At 76.3% G+C, this 20,044-nt stretch carries 20 protein-coding genes and 1 riboswitch; of the genes, 16 read left to right on the forward strand and 4 right to left on the reverse strand.

Annotated elements, in window-relative coordinates; all coding sequences use genetic code 11:
- Positions 1–165 precede the first annotated feature (165 nt).
- The 3 genes from ACU616_RS06910 to ACU616_RS06920 are packed head-to-tail and all read left to right on the forward strand — an operon-like array spanning position 166 to position 2,008.
- Positions 166–960 carry a DeoR/GlpR family DNA-binding transcription regulator gene (locus ACU616_RS06910; RefSeq protein ID WP_446757737.1) on the forward strand — a complete coding sequence of 265 codons (795 nt, stop codon included), beginning with the start codon at positions 166–168 and terminating at the stop codon, positions 958–960.
- Positions 957–1,328 (forward strand): DUF4406 domain-containing protein, encoded by a 372-nt coding sequence (locus ACU616_RS06915; RefSeq protein ID WP_446757738.1) that lies wholly within the window; start codon positions 957–959, stop codon positions 1,326–1,328. Before ACU616_RS06910 ends, ACU616_RS06915 begins: the two co-directional genes overlap by 4 nt.
- The gene (locus tag ACU616_RS06920) at positions 1,325–2,008 is read left to right on the forward strand and encodes an NUDIX domain-containing protein (protein WP_446757739.1); all 684 of its coding nucleotides are present in this window, start codon (positions 1,325–1,327) and stop codon (positions 2,006–2,008) included. The genes ACU616_RS06915 and ACU616_RS06920 overlap by 4 nt, the downstream gene beginning before the upstream one ends.
- Here ACU616_RS06920 and ACU616_RS06925 read toward each other — a convergent pair.
- Together ACU616_RS06925 and ACU616_RS06930 are read right to left on the reverse strand one after the other, a co-directional pair.
- Positions 1,987–2,988 carry an extracellular catalytic domain type 1 short-chain-length polyhydroxyalkanoate depolymerase gene (locus ACU616_RS06925; RefSeq protein WP_446757740.1) on the reverse strand — a complete coding sequence of 334 codons (1,002 nt, stop codon included), beginning with the start codon at positions 2,986–2,988 and terminating at the stop codon, positions 1,987–1,989. The two genes, ACU616_RS06920 and ACU616_RS06925, sit on opposite strands and share 22 nt — an antisense overlap.
- 73 nt (positions 2,989–3,061) lie before the next feature.
- Positions 3,062–5,041 carry an acetoacetate--CoA ligase gene (locus tag ACU616_RS06930; RefSeq protein ID WP_446757741.1) on the reverse strand — a complete coding sequence of 660 codons (1,980 nt, stop codon included), beginning with the start codon at positions 5,039–5,041 and terminating at the stop codon, positions 3,062–3,064.
- 85 nt (positions 5,042–5,126) lie between these two features.
- On the opposite strand from ACU616_RS06930, the gene ACU616_RS06935 reads away from it, so the two are divergent.
- From ACU616_RS06935 to ACU616_RS06945, 3 genes are all read left to right on the forward strand, one after another.
- A complete protein-coding gene (locus ACU616_RS06935; RefSeq protein ID WP_446757742.1) occupies positions 5,127–5,522 on the forward strand; it encodes a DUF2237 family protein in 396 nt (131 codons plus the stop codon).
- A gap of 9 nt (positions 5,523–5,531) precedes the next feature.
- The gene (locus ACU616_RS06940) at positions 5,532–6,071 is read left to right on the forward strand and encodes a glutathione peroxidase (protein WP_446757743.1); all 540 of its coding nucleotides are present in this window, start codon (positions 5,532–5,534) and stop codon (positions 6,069–6,071) included.
- A gap of 149 nt (positions 6,072–6,220) precedes the next feature.
- Positions 6,221–6,934 (forward strand): mycothiol-dependent nitroreductase Rv2466c family protein, encoded by a 714-nt coding sequence (locus ACU616_RS06945; protein ID WP_446757744.1) that lies wholly within the window; start codon positions 6,221–6,223, stop codon positions 6,932–6,934.
- 15 nt (positions 6,935–6,949) lie between these two features.
- Here ACU616_RS06945 and ACU616_RS06950 read toward each other — a convergent pair whose 3' ends face one another.
- Positions 6,950–7,942, reverse strand: coding sequence for an EamA family transporter (locus ACU616_RS06950; protein ID WP_446757745.1), 993 nt, complete (start codon positions 7,940–7,942; stop codon positions 6,950–6,952).
- Positions 7,943–8,077: 135 nt separating this feature from the next.
- Here ACU616_RS06950 and ACU616_RS06955 point away from each other — a divergent pair, with 135 nt between their 5' ends.
- The 9 genes from ACU616_RS06955 to ACU616_RS06995 all read left to right on the forward strand — a co-directional run bounded on the left by ACU616_RS06955 (position 8,078) and on the right by ACU616_RS06995 (position 18,296).
- On the forward strand, positions 8,078–8,446 hold the full coding sequence (locus ACU616_RS06955) for a hypothetical protein (RefSeq protein WP_446757746.1): 369 nt from the start codon (positions 8,078–8,080) through the stop codon (positions 8,444–8,446).
- Between the two features lie 43 nt (positions 8,447–8,489).
- Positions 8,490–9,269, forward strand: a complete 780-nt coding sequence (locus ACU616_RS06960; protein ID WP_446757747.1) for a thioesterase family protein — start codon at positions 8,490–8,492, stop codon at positions 9,267–9,269.
- A gap of 66 nt (positions 9,270–9,335) precedes the next feature.
- Entirely contained in the window at positions 9,336–10,247 is a 912-nt protein-coding gene (locus tag ACU616_RS06965) for a mechanosensitive ion channel family protein (protein WP_446757748.1), read from the forward strand.
- On the forward strand, positions 10,247–10,813 hold the full coding sequence (locus ACU616_RS06970) for a hypothetical protein (protein WP_446757749.1): 567 nt from the start codon (positions 10,247–10,249) through the stop codon (positions 10,811–10,813). The genes ACU616_RS06965 and ACU616_RS06970 overlap by 1 nt, the downstream gene beginning before the upstream one ends.
- 75 nt (positions 10,814–10,888) lie before the next feature.
- Positions 10,889–12,499 carry a carboxyl transferase domain-containing protein gene (locus tag ACU616_RS06975; protein ID WP_446757750.1) on the forward strand — a complete coding sequence of 537 codons (1,611 nt, stop codon included), beginning with the start codon at positions 10,889–10,891 and terminating at the stop codon, positions 12,497–12,499.
- A 74-nt stretch (positions 12,500–12,573) separates the two neighbouring features.
- Entirely contained in the window at positions 12,574–14,574 is a 2,001-nt protein-coding gene (locus ACU616_RS06980; protein WP_446757751.1) for an acetyl/propionyl/methylcrotonyl-CoA carboxylase subunit alpha, read from the forward strand.
- A 31-nt stretch (positions 14,575–14,605) separates the two neighbouring features.
- Positions 14,606–14,720, forward strand: a riboswitch (SAM riboswitch).
- Between the two features lie 42 nt (positions 14,721–14,762).
- A complete protein-coding gene (locus ACU616_RS06985) occupies positions 14,763–16,055 on the forward strand; it encodes a bifunctional o-acetylhomoserine/o-acetylserine sulfhydrylase (RefSeq protein WP_446757752.1) in 1,293 nt (430 codons plus the stop codon).
- The gene (metX, locus tag ACU616_RS06990) at positions 16,055–17,137 is read left to right on the forward strand and encodes a homoserine O-acetyltransferase MetX (protein ID WP_446757753.1); all 1,083 of its coding nucleotides are present in this window, start codon (positions 16,055–16,057) and stop codon (positions 17,135–17,137) included. Before ACU616_RS06985 ends, metX begins: the two co-directional genes overlap by 1 nt.
- An 88-nt stretch (positions 17,138–17,225) precedes the next feature.
- Positions 17,226–18,296: a threonine aldolase family protein gene (locus ACU616_RS06995; RefSeq protein WP_446757754.1), complete on the forward strand. Its 1,071-nt coding sequence runs from the start codon at positions 17,226–17,228 to the stop codon at positions 18,294–18,296.
- Between the two features lie 72 nt (positions 18,297–18,368).
- On the opposite strand, the gene ACU616_RS07000 is transcribed toward ACU616_RS06995, so the two are convergent.
- Positions 18,369–18,956 (reverse strand): gamma carbonic anhydrase family protein, encoded by a 588-nt coding sequence (locus ACU616_RS07000; RefSeq protein WP_446757755.1) that lies wholly within the window; start codon positions 18,954–18,956, stop codon positions 18,369–18,371.
- A gap of 38 nt (positions 18,957–18,994) precedes the next feature.
- On the opposite strand from ACU616_RS07000, the gene ACU616_RS07005 reads away from it, so the two are divergent.
- Entirely contained in the window at positions 18,995–20,032 is a 1,038-nt protein-coding gene (locus tag ACU616_RS07005; protein ID WP_446757756.1) for a uroporphyrinogen decarboxylase family protein, read from the forward strand.
- Positions 20,033–20,044: the final 12 nt, after the last annotated feature.

The raw sequence follows: 20,044 nt of genomic DNA on the forward strand, positions 1-20,044 counted from the left end.
CAGGTGGGGGCAGAGCACGACCGTCGGCAGGGGCACCGGGTGAGCGGGCTGCGGGGCAGCAGGCGGTCGCTGGTGATCCGCTCCCGGATCTCGCTGGTACTGAGGCACACAGCGGCATCTCACGAACACTTCACAAGTTTCACATGGGGATGATAGAAAGCCACCGTGGCCGACCGACTCGACGTGACGCTGCGGCTGGTGCGCAACGCCGGGCGGGCGTCGCTGGCCGACCTCGCGTCCCGGCTGGGCGTCTCGGAGATGACCGTCCGCCGCGACCTCGACGCCCTGCAGGCGCGCGGCCTGGTCGAGCGCGTGCGCGGCGGCGCGGTCGCCGTCGCCGAGCCGGAGAGCGCCGCCGGGTTCACCGCCCGCGCCGGCTGGCAGGCCGGCCTCAAGGACCGCATCGGCCGGGCCGCCGCCGCGCTTGTCGCGCCCGGCGCCACCGTCCTGCTCGACGCCGGGACGACGACCGTGCACGTCGCCCGGGCACTGGCCGACCGCGCAGCCGCCGGCGAGGGCCCCTTCACCGCCGCCGTCCTGAGCCTGCCCGTGGCCGAGGCGCTGGCCGACCGGCCCGGCGTGCGGCTGCTGGTCGTAGGCGGGGAGTCCCGGCCGGGGGAGCGCAGCCTGGCCGGGCCGCTCACCGCCGCGGTGCTGCGGCAGCTCACCTTCGACCTGTTCGTCATGTCGATCGGGGCGGTCAGCGCCGAGGCCGGCTGGTCGGAGTTCACGCTGGAGGACGCCGCGGTCAAGCAGGTCGCCCTGCAGCAGGCCCGCAGCAGCCTGGTCGTCGCCGACGCCTCCAAGCTCGGCGTCCGCGCCTTCGCCTCGGTCGCGCCGCTGGACGCCGTCGGCCGCCTGGTCACCGACGCCAGCGCCGGCGACCCCCGGATCACCCCCGCGGCGCAGGACACCCTCGCCGCCCTCGAGAACGCCGACGTGGAGGTCCTGCTCGCGTGAACCAGCCCCTGATGATCCTGGTCGCCGGCCCCTACCGCGGGGGCACCGGCGACGACCCCGAGAAGATCGCGGCCAACCACCGCGCCATCCGGGAGGCCTGCCTGGCGCTGTTCCGCGCGGGCCACCTCGCCGTCAACGGGGAGGACCTGGCCCTGCCCCTGGCGGAGCTGGCCGGGTCGACCCGGGTCGGCGACGCCGCGTTCGACGAGGTGTTCCACCCGATGGGCCGGCGGCTGGTGGAGCGGGTCGACGCCGTCCTGCGGCTCCCCGGCGCCTCGGCCGGGTCCGACGAGATGGTCGCGCTGGCCCGGGCCCGGGGTGCCGCGGTCTACACCGGCCTCGACGAGGTGCCGGCGGTGGCGCGGTGACCGGCGTCGTGGGGGTCGACGTCCCCGACGCGCGCGGGCGCACCGGGCTGGACCGGGCCGGCCGCGATCTGACCGGCAACCCCGACGTCGTCGTCCGCGACGTCGAGGTGCTCTCCAGCTCCTGGTACGTCAACCGGCGGACGACGTTCGACCGGCGCGGGCGCGACGGCGTCTGGCACACCGAGCAGCGCGAGACCCACGACCGCGGCAACGGCGCCACCCTGCTGCCCTACGACACCGCGCGGCGGACGGTGCTCCTCACCCGCCAGTTCCGCCTCCCGGCCTACGTCAACGGCTCCCCCGACGGGGTGCTGGTCGAGGCCGCGGCCGGGCTGCTCGACGAGGACGACCCCGAGACCGCCGTCCGCCGGGAGGCCGCCGAGGAGCTCGGGGTGGCGGTGGGCGCGCTGACCCGGCTGCCCGACGTGTGGATGAGCCCGGGGTCGGTGACCGAGCGGCTGGCGTTCTTCGCCGCGCCCTACACCCCGGCGGACCGGGTGAGCGCCGGGGGCGGGCTCGCCGAGGAGGGCGAGGACATCGAGGTGCTCGAGCTCGACGTCGACGAGGCGCTGGCCATGGTCGACGACGGCCGGATCGCCGACGCGAAGACGATCCTGCTGCTGCAGTGGGCGGTGCTGCGCGGGCCGTTCCGGGACCGTCAGAGCCGGGCCGGGCGGTAGGGGGTGCCGCCGGGCTGGTCGAGGCCCCAGCTCACGCCGTCGTACCAGCTCGAGCAGACGGTGCCGGCGAAGTACCGGCCGGGCCGTCCGCACTGCCGGGGACCGGTGCCGGGGTCGTTCGGCGTGGCGTGGCCCATCCCGACGACGGTGTAGGTGGTCACCCGCACGGTGCCGCCGGCGTCGGCGTAGCGCGCGCGGGTCGTGCCGGCGGGCAGGGCGGTGATCGACGACGGCACCTGCGGGAGGCCGTGCACCGCCGTCCACTGGTCGCGCAGGTCGAGCGCGTTGGCCGGGTTCACGGTGCGGTCGTCGGTCCCCTGCCAGACGGAGACCTCCGGCCACTCCGTCGTCCCCGCCGGCGCCGCGGCGCGGACCGCGTCCGCCCACTGCCCCGGCGTCCGCTGCCCGGACACCGTCATGCACGCGAGCGCGGTGAGCAGGTCGTCGGCGCAGCCGACGGGGACGCCGGCGATGACCGCGCCGGCCGCGAAGACGTCGGGGTAGGCGGCGAGCAGGGCCGCGCTCATCGCGCCGCCGGCCGACAGCCCGGTGACGAAGACCCGCCCCGGGTCGGCGCCGTACGCGGTGACCGCGTGCGCCACCATGCTGCGGATCGAGGCCACCTCGCCCTGGCCGCGGGTGACGTCGCCGGGCTGGAACCAGGTGAAGCACCGGTTGGCGTTGTTGGCGGTGACCTGCTGCGGGAGGACGACGGTGAAGCCCCACCGGTCGGCCAGCTCCGGCCAGCCCGAGCCGAGGGCGTAGCCGGCGGCGTCCTGGGTGCAGCCGTGCAGCGCGACGACGACCGGCGCGCCCGCGGGCAGCCCGGCCGGGCGGTGGACGTACATCTGCAGCGCGCCGGGGTTGGCGCCGAAGTCGGCGACCCGGACCGGGGGCCCGGCCGCGGCCGCCGGGGTCGCCCCCGCGCTCAGCAGGCCGGCGGCCACGAGGGCCGGGACGAGCAGGGCACGGCGTCGCACGGGGCCTCCTCGGGCTGGGGTGACCGACGGTATGACAACGGTCACGGGCCGCGCTGCAGGGCCCCGTCCTCCCTCAGCGGGCGCCGCGCTCCCGGGCCAGCGCCACGTAGTGCTCGACGAGTGACGCGTCGTCCACGGCCCCCGGGTTGACCGCCTTCTCCGGCGCCACGCCCTGGAACAGCCGCTTGAGCGGCACCTCCAGCCGCTTGCCGGTGCGGGTGTGCGGCACGCCGGGCGCGACGAGGATCTCGTCGGGCACGTGCCGCGGGCTCGCGGAGCTGCGGATCGCGGCCCGGATGCGGTCGCGCAGGTCGTCGGTGAGCTCGGCGCCGGGGGTGAGCTGGACGAACAGCGGCATCCAGTAGCCGCCGTCGCGCTGCTCGACGCCGAGGACGACGCAGTCGGCGACCTCGGGGAAGCTCTCGACGGCGGCGTAGATGTCGGCGGTGCCCATGCGCACGCCGCCGCGGTTGAGCGTGGAGTCCGACCGGCCGGTGATGACGCAGGTGCCGCGGTCGGTGACCTCCATCCAGTCGCCGTGCCGCCAGACGCCGGGCCACGGCTCGAAGTAGGACTCGCGGTAGCGGACGCCGTCGGGGTCGTTCCAGAAGTACAGCGGCATGGAGGGCATCGGCTCGGTGATGACCAGCTCGCCGAGCTCGCCGACGACCGGCTCGCCGCTCTCGTCCCACGCGGCGGCGGCGACGCCGAGCATGGGTCGCTGCAGCTCGCCCGCGGTCACCGGGAGGAGCAGCGTGCTGCCGATGAAGCCGGTGGCGACGTCGGTGCCGCCGGACACCGAGCTGAGGAAGACGTCGGGCTTGACCGCGTCGTAGACCCAGTGGAAGGCCGACGCCGGCAGCGGCGAGCCGGTGGACCCGATGGTGCGCAGCGCCGACAGGTCGTGGGTCTCGCCAGGGCGGATGCCGGCCTTCTCGCAGGCGATGAGGTAGCCCGCGCTGGTGCCCAGGTAGGTGATGCCGGTGCGCGCGGCCAGGGCGAACTGCGCGTCGACCGACGGGTACGCCGGCGCCCCGTCGTGCACCACCACGGTCGCGCCGCGCAGCAGCGCCGAGGTGGCGATGTTCCACATGATCCAGGCGGTGGAGGCGTACCAGTAGAAGCGGTCGCCGGGGCCGACGTCGCCGTGCAGGCCCAGCTGCTTGTGCTCCTCGAGGACCACGCCGCCGTGCCCGTGCACGATCCCCTTGGGCAGCCCGGTGGTGCCCGAGGAGTAGACGATCCACAGCGGCGCGTCGAAGGGCAGCGCCTCGAACTCCGGCTCCCGCTCGTCGGCCACCGCCTCGGCCCACGGCAGCGCGCCGTCGGGGACCTCGCCGGGGTGCAGCCGGGGGACGGCGATCGTCGTCCGCACACTGGTGAGCGCCGCCCGCAGCTCGGCGACGACGTCGCGCCGGTCGAACTCCCTGCCGCCCCACCGGTAGCCGTCGACGGCGACCAGGACGGTGGGCTCGATCTGGGCGAACCGGTCGAGGACGGCGCGGGTGCCGAAGTCGGGCGCGCACGAGGACCACACCGCGCCGATCGCCGCGGCGCCGAGGAAGGCCACGACCGCCTCGGGGACGTTGGGCAGGTAGCCCGCGACCCGGTCGCCGCGCCGCACGCCCAGCCGGCGCAGGGTGGCGGCGAACGCGCCGACCCGCCCGCGCAGCTGCGCCCACGACACCTCGGTGGGCTCGGCGTCCTCGGCGACGGCGATGAGCGCCGGGTGCTCGTCGGTGGCGTGCCGCAGCGCCTGCTCGGCGTAGTTCACCGTCGTGCCGGGGAACCACTCCGCGCCGGGCATCTCCCGCCGGGGGAGCACCTGGTCGTCGGGGACCGGGGGCAGCACGCCGGACCACTCGGCCACGTCCGCCCAGAACTGGTCGAGGTGCTCGACCGACCAGCGCCAGATCGCGTCGTAGTCGGTCGGGTCGAGGTCCAGCCCGCGGCGGGCGGCCGCCTCGCGGGCGAAGGCCGCGAGGCGGGTCGCCTCCTTCGTCCGCGGGGTGGGCTGCCAGAGCACCGGGGCGGCGGAGGTGTCGGCGGTCACAGCAGCACCCTGCCACCGGCCTGCCCGCGCCGGGTGCCCGGGCGGGCGGAGGGCGGTGGCACCCCTCCTCTGCGACGATCTCCCCGTGACCGAGCCGGAGCGCAACGTGCTGGGCGGCGAGTTGCAGCCGTGCGGCACCGAGCCCCTCACCGGGTTCTACCGCGACGGCTCGTGCCGCACGGGCCCGCAGGACGTGGGCAGCCACACGGTGTGCGCCGTCGTCTCCCAGGAGTTCCTGGAGCTCCAGCGCGAGCTCGGCAACGACCTCGTCACGCCGCGGCCGGAGTACGGCTTCCCGGGGCTGCGGCCGGGCGACCGGTGGTGCGTGGTGGCCGCGCGGTGGCTGCAGGCCTACCGGGCGGGCGTGGCGGCCGGCGTCGTCCTGGCGGCGACCAACGCCCGCGCGCTGGAGATCGTGCCGCTCAGCGCCCTGCGCCAGCACGCCGTCGACGTGCCCGACGACATCAGCAGCCTGGACTGAGAGGACCCCGTGACCCCCACGACCCGCGAGCTCGGCGAGGGACCCCGCGAGGGGGCCGCCGACCTGCTCTCCGTGCCCGTCTCGACCCTGCAGGGCGAGGAGACCACGCTCGGCGCGCTCACCGGGGGCCGGCCCGCGCTGGTGGTCAACGTGGCCAGCCGCTGCGGGCTCACCCCGCAGTACACCCAGCTCGAGCAGCTGCAGCAGGAGTACGGCCCGCGCGGCTTCACCGTCGTCGGCGTGCCGTGCAACCAGTTCGCCGGGCAGGAGCCGGGCACGGCCGAGGAGATCGCCGGGTTCTGCTCGGCCACCTACGGCGTCACCTTCCCGATGACCGCGAAGGTCGAGGTCAACGGCGAGGGCGCGCACCCGGTGTACCGGCAGCTGACCGCCGTCCCCGACGGCTCGGGCGAGGCCGGGCCGGTGCAGTGGAACTTCGAGAAGTTCCTGCTGACCGCGGACGGCGAGGTGGTCGCCCGGTTCCGCCCGAAGACCGACCCGGCCGCCCCGGAGGTCCGGACGGCGATCGAGGCCCTCCTCCCCCGCTGACCGCGGCGCGCGCCACCGGCTCGTCCCGTCCTCCGCGGGCCGCATCGGACCCGTGGCGCGCGGAACCGGCCCGTGGAGCGGCCCGCACCGCCGCCCGGGCTCACGGTGCTCGGGCGGCCGGACGGCGACCGCGGGGCCAGCATGGGGGCATGGCCGACCTGCACTTCTACTTCGACCCCGTCTGCCCGTTCGCGTGGATGACCAGCAAGTGGGTCCGCACGGTGGCGAGGCAGCGCGCGTACGACGTCGACTGGCGGTTCATCTCGCTGCGGCTGCTCAACGCCCACGTCGACTACGACAGCCACTTCCCGCCCGAGTACGAGGCCGGCCACACCTCCGGGCTGCACCTGCTCCGCGTCGCCGCCCGGACCCGGGCCGAGCACGGCGCGGCCGCGGTCGGCCCGCTCTACGAGGCCCTCGGCCGGCACGTCTTCGAGGACCCCGCCGGCCAGCCGCCGCCCGAGCGCGCGACCAGCCGCGAGTTCCTCGACACGGTGCTCGGCGAGGCCGGTCTGCCCGCCGACCTGGCCTCGGCCGTGGACGAGGACTCGTGGGACGACGGCATCCGGGCCGAGACCGACGAGGCGCTGGGCCTGACCGGCCGCGACGTCGGCACGCCGATCCTGCACTTCGAGCCGCCGGAGGGCGTGGCCTTCTTCGGCCCCGTCATCAGCCGGCTGCCGAGCGAGGAGGAGGCCGTCGCACTCTGGGAGTCGGTGGTGCACCTGGCCCGCTTCCCGGGGTTCGCCGAGCTCAAGCGCAGCCTCCGCGAGCGCCCGCAGCTGCCCGCCTTCGGCGTCACGGAGGACGAGGTCGGGGTGCAGGAGGACTGGCACGGGGGCAGCCGCCGGCTCAAGCGCTGACCGGCGGCACCGGGGTCACGCGGCGGAGCGGGTCCCCGGCGCGAGCGGCGCCGGCGTCTCCGGGAGGGGCGCCGGCGCCGGCCGCGCGGCGGTGCGGGCGGTCTGCGCGAGCGCGATGCCGCCGAGCACCACCAGGCCACCGGCCACCTGCCAGCCGGTGAGCACCTGCTCCACCCACAGCCAGGCGACGACCGAGGCGAACACCGGCTCGACGGTGGCCACCAGGCCGGCGGTCGTGGGCGGCAGGTGCCGCAGCGCGGCGATCGAGAGCCAGAACGGCACGATCGCCCCGAGGACGGCGATCCACAGCACCAGCAGCCACAGCGGCAGGGTCGCCTCGCCCAGCGACACCGGCACCCGCTCGCCGAGCACCGCCGGGTCGAGCGGCGCGGTGAACGGCGCGACGACCGTCCAGAACAGGCCCGCGGCCACGAACGTCCAGGTGGTGAGCGCGACCGGGTCGCGGGTCGCCGTCCCCCGCTCGCCCATCAGGTAGTAGGTGGCCAGGCACACCGCCGCCGCCAGGCCGGCACCGACGCCGAGCGGGTCGAGCGAGCCGCCGCCCTGCCACACCTGCGCCACCAGGACCAGCCCGGACAGCGACAGCGCCAGCGCCACCCAGATGCGGGGCCGCACCGGCTCCCGGCGCACCAGGCGCACCCACAGCGCGATCCCGACCGGCGCGGTCATCTCGAAGACGAGCGCGATGCCCACCGGCAGCCGGCCGATGGCCACGAAGTAGAGGAACTGGGTGAGCGCGACACCGACCACGCCGAACACGGCGAGGAAGGGCACCTCGCGCCAGGTGACCCGCAGCCGCCGTGGGGCGACGACGGCCAGCGCGACCAGCAGCCCTCCCGCCGCGCCGGCGCAGCGCATCGCCGTCAGCCAGGTCGGCGGGACCCCCGCCTGCAGCGCGAGCGTGGACACGGTGCCGTTGACGGCGAACAGCCCTCCCGCCGCCACGGTGAGCAGGTAGCCGGCGGCGGGACGGCGGGTGTGCGGCACCCGTCCGACTGTAGCGGGCGTCGCGCCCGACGACCCCTACCGGCCCCGGCCACCCACCGGTCGGTCCCCCAGGGCGTCGGGGACACCACACCGCGCTCCCGGGTGTCCCACAGCCGCAGCGGGCACCCTCGGGGCGTGACCGAACTGCGCCCCCCGTGGTCCCCGCGCCGTCGCCGGACGCTCGGCGGCCCGGCGGTGGGCGCGGTCGTCTGCGGAATCGGGGCCCTCCTGCTGCCCGCGGAGATCGGGGTGACCGCGGCCCTGCTCGCCGCGCTGTGCGGCTTCCTGTTCCTGGTGGCGCTGGTGCTGTTCTTCGCCGTCCCGGGCCCGGACACGGTCGGCACGCTGCTGCGCTCGCCGTCGCTGGGCGGGGCGGTGACCGTCGTCGCCGTCCTGCTGTGGTTCTCGACCGCCGGCCAGCCGCTGCGCTGGCTGTGGGCGCTGGCGGCGGCGGCCGGCCTGGCCTGGCTGGCGACGGCGCTGTGGCTGGTCCGCCGCGGCTGACCCCCGCCCGGGGCGCCGGCCGGGCGGCGGCAGACTGCCGGGCGTGGACCTGCCCCCCGCCTTCTACGTCCCGGACGGCGACGGCCTCGACGCCACCGCGCTGACCATCGGCCCCTGGGACCCCGGTCTCCAGCACGCCGGCCCGCCCGCCGCGCTGCTGGCGCGCGAGGCCGAGCGCGCGAGCGGCATCCCCGGCGGCCAGACCGTGCGGCTGGCCTACGACCTCCTCGGGCCGGTCCCGGTCGGGCCGGTGCAGGTGGCGGCGCGGGTGCTGCGGCCGGGCCGGCGGATCGAGCTGGTCGAGGCCACCCTCACCGCGGGCGGGCGGGCGGCGATGCGGCTCACCGCCTGGCGGATGCGCTCGGGCGCGGCGACGGCGGTCTCCCCGCCGCAGCGCCACCCGGTGGGCCCCGAGGACGCCGCGCCCGCCGAGTTCAGCGTCTTCTCCGAGCCGGTCGCCTACCACCGGTCGCTGGAGTGGCGGCTGGCCGCGGGCTCGATCACCGCGCCCGGGCCGGCGGCCACCTGGACCCGCCCGCTGTGCGCGCTGGTCGAGGGCGAGCCGATCACGCCGCTGCAGCACCTGCTGGCCATGACCGACGCCGCCAGCGGCATCTCCGCGGAGCTGGACTGGACCGAGGCCACCTTCGCCAACGTCGACCTCGTCGTCGCCCTGTTCCGCCCACCCGCGGGCGAGTGGCTGGCCATGGACGCGACGACGACGCTGGGCCCGGCCGGCGCGGGCCAGTGCGGCGCCGACCTCTACGACGTCGAGGGGCGGATCGGCCGCTCGGTCGCGTCGCTGTTCGTGGAGCCGCGCTGAGCGTCCTGCCAGGGAGAGCCGGTTGGATGGGGGCGACCAGACGAGGAGAGGAGGACCCGACCTGCCATGCCCCAACTGACCAACCGGCTCGACTGGCTCGCCGGCCGCGGCCTGGAGATCGTGCTGATCATCCTGGGCTCGGTGCTGCTGGCCCGCTTCGTCACCTGGGTGGGCAGGCGGATCACCGACCGCATCGACGCCCGCTCGACCGGCGGTGACGTGCTCGTCCGATCGGAGGCGGCCAAGCACCGCCACTCGCTGACCCAGGTGATCACCTGGTCGCTCGTCGTGCTCGTGTACACGGTGGCGGCCTTCTACGTGCTCGAGCGCCTCGGCGTCCCGGTCACCGGACTGGTCGCGCCGGCCACGGTGCTCGGCGTCGGCCTCGGCTTCGGCGCGCAGCGGATCGTCGGCGACGTCCTGGCCGGGTTCTTCCTCATCACCGAGCGCCAGTACGGCTTCGGCGACGTCGTCTCGATCCAGGTGGTCGGCGGCGGCGACCCGGCCGACGGCACCGTCGAGGACGTCACCCTGCGCATCACCCGGCTGCGCTCGGCCGACGGCGAGGTGGTCACCGTCCCCAACGGGCAGATCGTCAAGGTCGTCAACCTCTCCCGCGACTGGGCCCGCGCCGTGGTCGACGTCCCGGTGCCGACGACGGCCGACGTCAACCGGGTCAACGAGATCCTCCGCGAGGTGGGCCGGCAGGCCTTCGGCGACGCCGGGCTGCGCCGGCTGCTGCTCGACGAGCCCAGCGTCATGGGCGTGGAGAGCATCGACCTCGAGCAGGTCAACGTCCGCGTGGTCGCCCGGACGCTGCCCGGCCGGCAGTTCGAGGTCGGCCGCGACCTGCGGGAGCGGATCGTGCTGGCCTTCCGCCGCGCCGGCCTCACGCTCACCCCGGCCCCACCGCCGGACCCGGCGTCGGGGCCGGCGGGAGGGCCGACCGGGCAGCCGGCGCGGCAGGGAGCCCCGTAGTGACCGTCCCCGGCGCGCCGCGCCCGGACGACCAGCGCGACCCCGACCGCCCGGGGGGCGACCCGGCCGCGCGCGGGCGTTTCGGCCTGTCCCGCGGCTCCCGGGTGCCCGGGCACATCGGCCGCGCGCGCACGTCGACGGTGGTCCTGGCCGTGCTGTTCGTGGGGCTGGGCGTGCTCTACCTTTCCGTCCCCCCGCCGGCCGCGGTCCCGCCCGGTGCCCCCGGCACGCCCAGGACCACCGCGCCGGCACCCGCCCCGGCGACGACCGACGCGCCCACGACGACCGCGCCTCCCACCGACGAGGACGAGGCGCCCACGACGACGACCGGGCCGGGGACGGGCGAGCCGACGCCGACCGACGACCTGCCCACGACGGAGCCCACGGCGCCCGGGGGGACGACGCCCGGGGGGACGACGCCCGGGGGGACGACGCCCGGGGGGACGACGCCCGGGGGGACGACCCAGGAGCCGGCACCGGGGACGAGCGCGCCGGCCACCACCGGCGAGGCGCCGCGGACGACCGTCGGGCCGGCGCCGACACCCGGGACCCCGCCGACCGGCTGACCGGCACGTGGACAGCCGACGTGAACGGCCGTTAACGTCCGGGGTGACCACCCCGCGCACCTCCCGGAGGACGACATGGCAGCCGACGTCGACGCCGCAGCGGAGGTGGCCGCGGCTGCGCCGGCCCCACCCCGCGCCCGGCACGAGGCCCTGGTCGCCGACCTGCGCGAGCGGCTGCGGCAGCGCGCGCTCGGCGGCTCGGGGTCGGCGCGGGCCCGCCACGTCGAGCGCGGCAAGCTGCTCCCCCGCGACCGCGTCGCCCACCTGCTCGACCCCGGCAGCCCGTTCCTCGAGCTCTCGCCGCTGGCCGCCGAGGACATGTACGACGGCGACTCCCCCGGCGCCGGGATCATCACCGGCATCGGCCGGGTCGCCGGGCGGCCGTGCGTCCTCGTCGTCAACGACGCCACGGTCAAGGGCGGCACCTACTACCCGATGACGGTGAAGAAGCACCTGCGGGCGCAGGAGGTGGCGCTGCAGAACCGGCTGCCGTGCGTCTACCTGGTCGACTCCGGCGGGGCGTTCCTGCCGATGCAGGACGAGGTGTTCCCCGACCGCGAGCACTTCGGCCGGATCTTCTACAACCAGGCCACGATGAGCGCCCGCGGCATCCCGCAGGTCGCCGCCGTCCTCGGCTCGTGCACCGCCGGCGGGGCGTACGTCCCCGCGATGGCCGACGAGTCGGTGATCGTCCGCGAGCAGGGCACGATCTTCCTGGGCGGCCCGCCGCTGGTGAAGGCCGCCACCGGCGAGGTGGTCAGCGCCGAGGACCTCGGGGGCGGCGACCTGCACAGCCGCGTCTCCGGGGTCACCGACCACCTGGCCGACGACGACGAGCACGCGCTGGAGATCGTCCGCCGCATCGTCGCGACGCTGGCCCCGCCCGCGCCGCCGGCCTGGGAGGTCGCCCCGCCGCGCGACGCCGTCCGCCCGCAGACCGACCTCTACGACCTGGTGCCGGTCGACCCCCGCACGCCCTACGACGTCCGCGACGTGATCACCACGCTCGTCGACGGCGGCGAGCACCAGGAGTTCAAGGCGCTCTACGGGCCGACGCTGGTGACCACCTTCGCCCGGCTGCACGGGCACCCGGTGGGCATCGTGGCCAACAACGGCGTGCTGTTCGGCGAGTCGGCGCAGAAGGGCGCGCACTTCGTCCAGCTCTGCGACCAGCGGCGCATCCCGCTGCTGTTCCTGCAGAACATCACCGGGTTCATGGTCGGCCGCGACTACGAGGCCGGCGGCATCGCCAAGCACGGCGCCAAGATGGTCACCGCCGTCGCCTGCGCCCGGGTGCCCAAGCTGACCGTCGTCATCGGCGGGTCCTACGGCGCCGGCAACTACTCGATGTGCGGCCGGGCCTACTCCCCCCGCTTCCTGTGGATGTGGCCCAACGCCCGCATCTCGGTGATGGGCGGCGAGCAGGCCGCCTCGGTGCTGGCCACCGTCCGCCGCGACGGGCTGACCGCCCGCGGCACCGACTGGCCCGCCGACGAGGAGGAGGCGTTCAAGGCGCCGGTCCGCGCGCAGTACGAGGCCCAGGGGAACCCCTACTACTCCACGGCGCGGCTCTGGGACGACGGCGTCCTCGACCCCGCCGACACCCGCACCGTCCTCGGCCTGGCGCTGTCCGCGTGCGCCCAGGCCCCCCTCGACGACGTCGCCTACGGCGTCTTCCGGATGTGAGCCGCCATGCCGAAGACGACGCACCTGCCAGAACCGCCGGCCACCGACGATCCGAACGAGTGCGGAGTCGAGCGATGAGCACCTTCGACACCGTCCTCGTCGCCAACCGGGGCGAGATCGCCGTCCGGGTGATCCGCACGCTGCGCCGGCTCGGCATCCGCTCGGTCGCCGTGTACAGCGACGCCGACGCCGACGCGCCGCACGTCCGCGCCGCCGACGTCGCCTACCGCCTGGGCCCCGCCCCGGCCGCGCAGAGCTACCTGTCGGTGCCCCGGGTGGTCGAGGCGTGCCGGGCCACCGGCGCGCAGGCCGTGCACCCCGGCTACGGCTTCCTCTCGGAGAACCCGGCCCTGGCCGCCGCGCTCGCCGACGCCGGCGTGGTCTTCGTCGGGCCGCCGGCCGAGGCGATCCGGGTGATGGGCGACAAGATCGCCGCGAAGAAGACCGTGGCCGCCTCCGGCGTGCCCGTCGTCCCGGGGATCGCCGAGCCCGGCCTTCCCGACGACGACCTCGTGGCCGCGGCGCCGGGCATCGGCTTCCCCGTGCTGGTCAAGCCCTCGGCCGGCGGCGGCGGCAAGGGCATGCGGGTGGTCGAGGACGCCGCGGACCTGCCCGCCGCACTGGTCAGCGCCCGCCGGGAGGCCGCCGCCGCGTTCGGCGACGACACCCTGTTCCTCGAGCGGTTCGTGCACCGGCCGCGGCACGTCGAGGTCCAGGTGCTCGCCGACGCCCACGGCGCCGTCGTCCACCTCGGCGAGCGCGAGTGCAGCCTGCAGCGCCGCCACCAGAAGGTGGTCGAGGAGGCCCCCTCGCCGCTGCTCGACGAGGCCACCCGCGCCCGGATCGGTGCGGCCGCCTGCGCCACCGCGCGCAGCGTCGGCTACACCGGCGCCGGCACCGTGGAGTTCATCGTCTCGGCCGACCGGCCCGAGGAGTTCTTCTTCATGGAGATGAACACCCGCCTGCAGGTCGAGCACCCGGTCACCGAGCTGGTCACCGGCCTGGACCTGGTCGAGCAGCAGCTGCGCGTGGCCGCCGGCGAGCCCCTGGCGTTCGGCCAGGACGACGTCGCGCTGACCGGCTGGGCGATGGAGGCGCGGGTCTACGCCGAGGACCCCGGCCGCGGCTTCCTGCCCACCGGCGGGCGGGTGCTCGCGCTGGCCGAGCCCGCCGGCGCCCGCGTCGACTCCGGCGTCGCGGCCGGCACCGTCGTCGGCTCGGACTACGACCCGATGCTGGCCAAGGTGGTCGCGCACGGCCCCGACCGGGCCACCGCGCTCGCCGCGCTCGACCGGGCGCTGGGCGACACCGCGGTGCTCGGCGTGACCACCAACGTCGGGTTCGTCCGCGCGCTGCTGGCCGAGCCCGACGTGCGCGCCGGGCACCTGGACACCGCGCTGCTCGACCGGGTGGCCGCCTCCTACGCGGTCCCGCCGGTGCCCGACCTCGCCGTCCTCGCCGCCGCCGCGCACCTGTGGCTCACCGCCTGGGCCGCGGCCGACCCGGCCGACCCGTGGAGCGCGCCGAGCGGCTTCCGGCTGGGGGACGCCGCGCCGTTCACCGTCCGGCTCGAGGCCGGCGGCCGGCCGCGCACGGTGGCGCTGACCGGCACGCCGGCCGCGGCCCGCGCCACCCTCGACGGCGCCGACGCCGGGACGCTGTCCTGCGCGGCCGAGGACGGCGGCCTGGCGCTGGTGCGCGACGGTGTGCGGTCCCGCTGCCTGGTCGCCGCCGAGGGAGACGCCGCCGCCGACGGCGACGGCGACGGGCACGGCCTGTTCGTGCACGCCGACGGCGCGGACTGGCCGCTGCGCCGGGCCCGCCGCGTGGTGCTGCGGCCCGACAGCGCCGCGGCGCACCCCCCGGAGCTGACCAGCCCGATGCCCGGCTCGGTGATCGCGGTGCCGGTGACCGACGGACAGGTCGTCACCGCCGGGGAGCCGGTGGTCGTCGTCGAGGCGATGAAGATGGAGCACACGCTGCGCGCCCCGGCCGACGGCGTCGTCGAGCTGCTCGTCGCGGCCGGCGACCAGGTGCGGCTCGACCAGGTGCTCGCCCGGCTCACCCCCGCCTGAGCCGGAGCCCGCTCCGCTAGGGTCGGCGCAGGCTCACGAGAGGCAGCGTCAAGCACCTGGCTGGCTGCCCGGCAACCTCTCTCCGTCCGAGGTGCTCCAGGGGAAGAGCCGGCCGCGCGGCACCCGCCGCCCGGCAGGACGGAGTCCTCCGTGCGCCGCGGGGTCTCCCGAACGAGAGGAGACGGCGCGTGACCGACCCGCAGAGCTGGAGCTTCGAGACCCGGCAGATCCACGCCGGCACCGGCCCCGACCCGACCACCGGCGCCCGCGCCCTGCCCATCTACGCCACGACCGCCTACCAGTTCCGCGACAGCAAGCACGCCGCGGACCTGTTCGCGCTGGCCGAGATGGGCAACATCTACACCCGGATCATGAACCCGACGCAGGACGCGCTCGAGCAGCGCGTGGCCTCGCTGGAGGGCGGCGTCGCGGCGCTCGCGGTGGCCAGCGGCATGGCGGCGGAGACGCTGGCGCTGCTCAACGTCGCCGAGGCCGGCAGCCACGTCGTCGCCTCGGCGTCGCTGTACGGCGGCACCTACAACCTGCTGCACCACTCGCTGCCCAAGCTCGGCGTCGAGGTGTCCTTCGTCGAGGACCCCGACGACCCGCAGAGCTGGCAGTCGCTGGTGCGCGAGAACACCACGGCGCTCTACGGGGAGTCGATCGGCAACCCGAAGGGCGACGTCCTCGACATCGCCGCCGTCGCGGAGGTGGCCCACCGCAACGGCGTCCCGCTGATCGTGGACAACACCATCGCCACGCCGTTCCTCGTGCGGCCGCTGGAGCACGGTGCCGACGTCGTCGTCCACTCGGCGACGAAGTACCTCGGCGGGCACGGCACCGCGATCGCCGGCGTCATCGTCGACGGCGGCACGTTCGACTGGACGTCGGGGAGGTTCCCCGGGTTCACGACGCCGGACCCGACCTACCACGGCGTGGTCTACGCCGACCTCGGCGCCCCGGCCTACGCGCTCAAGGCCCGCGTGCAGCTGCTGCGCGACCTCGGCCCGGCGATCAGCCCGTTCAACGCCTGGCTGGTCGTGCAGGGCATCGAGACGCTGTCGCTGCGCATGGAGCGGCACGTGGCCAACGCCCAGCGGGTGGCGGAGTTCCTCGAGGCGCACGACGAGGTCGAGTCGGTGCACTACGCCGGCCTGCCGTCCTCGCCGTGGCACGCCGCCCAGCAGCGCTACGCCCCGCGCGGCGCCGGCGCGGTGCTGGCCTTCGAGATCCGCGGTGGCGTCGAGGCCGGCCGGCGCTTCGTCGAGGCGCTGGAGCTGCACAGCCACGTGGCCAACATCGGCGACGTCCGCAGCCTGGTGATCCACCCGGCCTCGACCACGCACTCGCAGCTCACGCCCGAGGAGCAGCAGACCACCGGGGTCACGCCCGGGCTGGTGCGCCTGGCCGCCGGGCTGGAGGGGATCGACGACATCCTCGCCGACCTCGAGGCGGGGTTCCGCGCGGCCAAGGGGGCGTGATGACGGGGGTGCGGGACGTCCCGGCGTCCCGCACCCCGCCGCGCACCGGCGGGTGGCGCGACGGCGACCCCGCCGGGGACCGGCTGTTCCTCGACCTGGACGGACCGGTCCGCCTCGAGCGCGGCGGGGTGCTGCCCGGCGTCCGGGTCGCCTACGAGACCTGGGGGACGCTCGCGCCCGACGGCGGCAACGCGGTGCTCGTCGAGCACGCGCTGACCGGCGACAGCCACGTCACCGGGCCGGCCGGGCCCGGGCACCCGACCGCGGGCTGGTGGGCGCCGCTGGTCGGGCCGGGGGCGCCGCTGGACACCGGGCGGCTCTTCGTCGTCTGCGCCAACGTGCTCGGCGGCTGCCAGGGGACGACGGGGCCGTCCTCGACCGCGCCCGACGGCGCCCCGTGGGGCGCGCGCTTCCCCGAGGTGACCGTCGGCGACCAGGTGCTGGTGGAGGCCGCGCTGGCCGACGCGCTCGGCGTCCGCCGGTGGGCCGCCGTCGTCGGCGGGTCGATGGGCGGGATGCGGGCGCTGGAGTGGGCGGTGGCGCTGCCCGAGCGGGTCGCCGGGGTGCTCTTCCTCGCCTCCGGCGCGGCCGCGACCGCCGACCAGATCGGCACGCAGACGACCCAGCAGGCCGCGATCCGCGCCGACCCGGTCGCCGGGCTCGGCGTCGCCCGGCGGATCGCGCAGCTCACCTACCGCAGCCCGGTCGAGCTGGAGGAGCGGTTCGGGACGACCGTGCAGGACGACGGCCGCTTCGCCGTCGTCTCCTACCTCGACCACCACGCCGACAAGCTCGCCCGCCGCTTCGACGCCGGCAGCTACGTGGTGCTCACCGAGGCGATGAACACCTGGGACGTCGGCCGCGGCCGGGGCGGGATCGAGGCCGCGCTGTCGCGGGTGACCGCGCGGGTCGTCGTCGCCGGGGTGGACAGCGACCGGCTCTACCCGCTGGAGCTGCAGCAGCGGGTGGCCGACGCGCTCGGCGTCCCGCTGCGGGTGGTGTCCTCTCCGCACGGGCACGACGGCTTCCTCGTCGAGGCCGGCGCCGTCGGTGCGCTGGTGCGCGAGCTGCTCGGCACCTGACCCCTCTCCGCGAGATCTGCACACTCGTGGCTCCCGGGACCCCGGAAGCCACGAGTGTGCAGATCTCGCCCGGGGAAGACTGGCGTGCGTGAGCGACGACGACCTCGACGCCCTGCGCCTGGCCTGCGACCGCGCGCTGAGCGGCCACGGACCGGTGCGCGCCGCGGACCTGCTGGCCACGATCCCCGCGGACACGGCGGTCGACCGGTACGGCGCGGGCGGGGTGGTCGCCGAGCTCGAGAGCGAGGTCGCGCAGGTGCTGGGCAAGCCGGCCGCGGTCTACCTGCCCAGCGGGACCATGGCCCAGCAGTCGGTGCTGCGTGTGCACGCCGGGCGCAGCCGCCGGGAGACGGTCGTGGGCCATCCCGAGTGCCACCTGTTCCGCCACGAGGGGGGTGCGCTGGCGCGGCTGCAGGGCCTGGTCGAGCGCCCGGTCGGCGACCGGCACCGGATGCTGCTGCGCGCCGACCTCGACGACGTGGCCGAGCCGCCGGCCGCGCTGGTGGTGGAGCTGCCGCAGCGCGACCTCGGCGGGCCGCTACCGCCCTGGGACGACGTGGTCGCGCAGGCCGCGTGGGCGCACGACCGGGGCACGGTCGCGCACCTCGACGGCGCGCGGCTGTGGGAGGCCGCCGCCGGGTACGGCCTCCCGCCGTCCGACGTCGCGGCGCCCTTCGACACCGTCTACGTCAGCTTCTACAAGGGCGTCGGCGCGCTGGCCGGGTGCGCGGTGGCCGGGCCGGCCGACGTCGTCTCCGAGGTCCGGGAGTGGCGCCGGCGGATGGGCGGCACGCTGTTCGGCCTGTGGCCCGGCGCCGCCTCGGCGCTGACCTGCCTGCGCCGCCGGCTGCCGCTGTTCCCCGCCTACCTCGAGTGCGCGCGGGAGCTGGCCGGCGCCGTGCGCGACCTGCCCGGCGTGCGGGTGGTCCCCGACCCGCCGGAGACGCCGATGCTCCACCTGCTGCTGTCGGCCACGCCGGACGCCTTCCGCGCCGCCGCCCGCGCGCTGGCCGAGGAGGGGCTGTGGACCTGGGCGGAGCCGGGGATCACCGGCGACCCCACCGTGGTGCGCGTGGAGCTGTCGGTGGGCGACGCGACCCTGGCCCTGTCCTCCGGGGAGGTCCGCGCCGCCGTCGCCCGCCTGGCCGGCGCGGTGTGAAGCCGCGAGATCTGCACACTGGCGGCCTCCGCGGCACGGGGGACCGCGAGTGTGCAGATCTCGCGGACGGACCTAGTCGGCCGCGTCGCCCGGGGTGTAACCGGCCGGGGGCAGCGGACGCCGCACCACCGGCCGCACCTTCCGCGCCGCGGGCAGCCGCTCGGTGTAGCTCTGCGCGTTGAGCCGGATGTGGGTGAGGTCGTCCTCGGTGGCCTGCCGGATCACCTTCGCGGGCACGCCGGCCACCAGCGAGCCCGGCGGCACCTGCGTCCCCTGGGTGACGACGGCGCCCGCGGCCACGATCGAGCCCGACCCGATGTGGGCGCCGTTCATCACCACGCTGCCCATGCCGACCAGCACGTCGTCGTCGACCCGGGCGCCGTGCAGCACGACCCGGTGCCCGACGGTGACCCCGCGGCCGACGACGAGCGGGAACCCCGGGTCGGCGTGCAGGGTGCTGCCGTCCTGCACGTTCGAGCCCTCGCCGATCTCGATGACCTCGACGTCGGCCCGGGCCACCGCGCCGTACCAGATGCTCGAGCGCGGTCCCATGGTCACCGCGCCGACCACCACCGCCGTCGGTGCGACGAAGGCCTCGTCGTCGATGGCCGGGGCGCCGAACGGCAGTTCCGCGATGTAGTTGTCCGCCACGGCGTCCACCCCAGCACACCTCGGCTCCCCGCGGGCAGACTCACCCCGTGCCCGCCCCGCTGCCGCCGCTGCCCACCACCGTCGTCGGGAGCCTCCCCCAGCCCGGGTGGCTCATCGACCGCGACCGCCTGGCGCACCAGTTCCCGCCCCGGGTGCGCGCCCGGGAGCTGTGGCGGCCGGCTCCCGAGCTGCTCGAGGAGGCGCAGGACGACGCGACGCTGCTGGTCCTGCGCGCCCAGGAGGCGGCCGGCCTCGACGTCGTGGGCGACGGCGAGCAGCGGCGGGAGTCCTACTCCAACCACTTCGCCACGGCACTCGAGGGCGTCGACGTCGACACCCCCGGCACGGTGGTCAACCGGTCGGGGAAGCCGATCCCGGTGCCGCGGGTGGTCGGCGAGATCCGCCGGCGCGGCCCGATCCAGGCGCGCGACGTGCGCTTCCTGCGCGCGCACACCGACCGGGCCGTGAAGATCACGCTGCCCGGCCCGTTCACGATGGCGCAGCAGGCGGCCGACGAGCACTACGGCGACGACCGGGCGCTCGCGCTGGCCTACGCCGACGTCGTCCGCGAGGAGGTCGCCGACCTGTTCGCCGCCGGCGCCGACGTCGTCCAGATCGACGAGCCGTGGCTGCAGGCGCGGCCCGAGGTGGCCCGCCGCTACGGAGCGGAGGCGGTGACCCGGGCGGTGGAGGGCGCGCCCGGCCCGGTGCACCTGCACCTGTGCTTCGGCTACGCGGCGATGGTCGCCGAGCGCCCGGAGGGCTACTCGTTCCTGCCCGAGCTCGCCGACACCCCGGTGGACACCGTGTCGGTGGAGACCGCCCAGTCGCACCTGGACCCCGCGTCGCTGCGGCCGCTGCGCGGCAAGGGGATCGCGCTGGGCGTGCTGGACCTCTCCACGCCGGAGGTGGAGACGCCGGAGGTGGTCGCCGACCGCGTCCGGCGCGCGCTCGACGACGTGGACGTCACCCGGCTCGTGCTCTCCAGCGACTGCGGCCTGAAGTACCTGCCGCGGGCCTCCGCCGAGGGCAAGATGCGTGCCCTCGCCGAGGCGGCCGGCATGCTGCGCGCGGAGCTGACGTGAGGGACCGGCAGG

This window comes from Geodermatophilus sp. URMC 62 (genome assembly GCF_052931475.1).

What these genes read in the sequence shown, in the direction of transcription:
- ACU616_RS06975 (WP_446757750.1), top strand. Translation starts at nt 10,889, where the DNA reads ATGGCAGCCGACGTCGACGCCGCAGCGGAGGTGGCCGCGGCTGCGCCG.
- ACU616_RS06965 (WP_446757748.1), top strand. Translation starts at nt 9,336, where the DNA reads ATGCCCCAACTGACCAACCGGCTCGACTGGCTCGCCGGCCGCGGCCTG.
- ACU616_RS06945 (WP_446757744.1), top strand. Translation starts at nt 6,221, where the DNA reads ATGGCCGACCTGCACTTCTACTTCGACCCCGTCTGCCCGTTCGCGTGG.
- ACU616_RS06980 (WP_446757751.1), top strand. Translation starts at nt 12,574, where the DNA reads ATGAGCACCTTCGACACCGTCCTCGTCGCCAACCGGGGCGAGATCGCC.
- metX (WP_446757753.1), top strand. Translation starts at nt 16,055, where the DNA reads ATGACGGGGGTGCGGGACGTCCCGGCGTCCCGCACCCCGCCGCGCACC.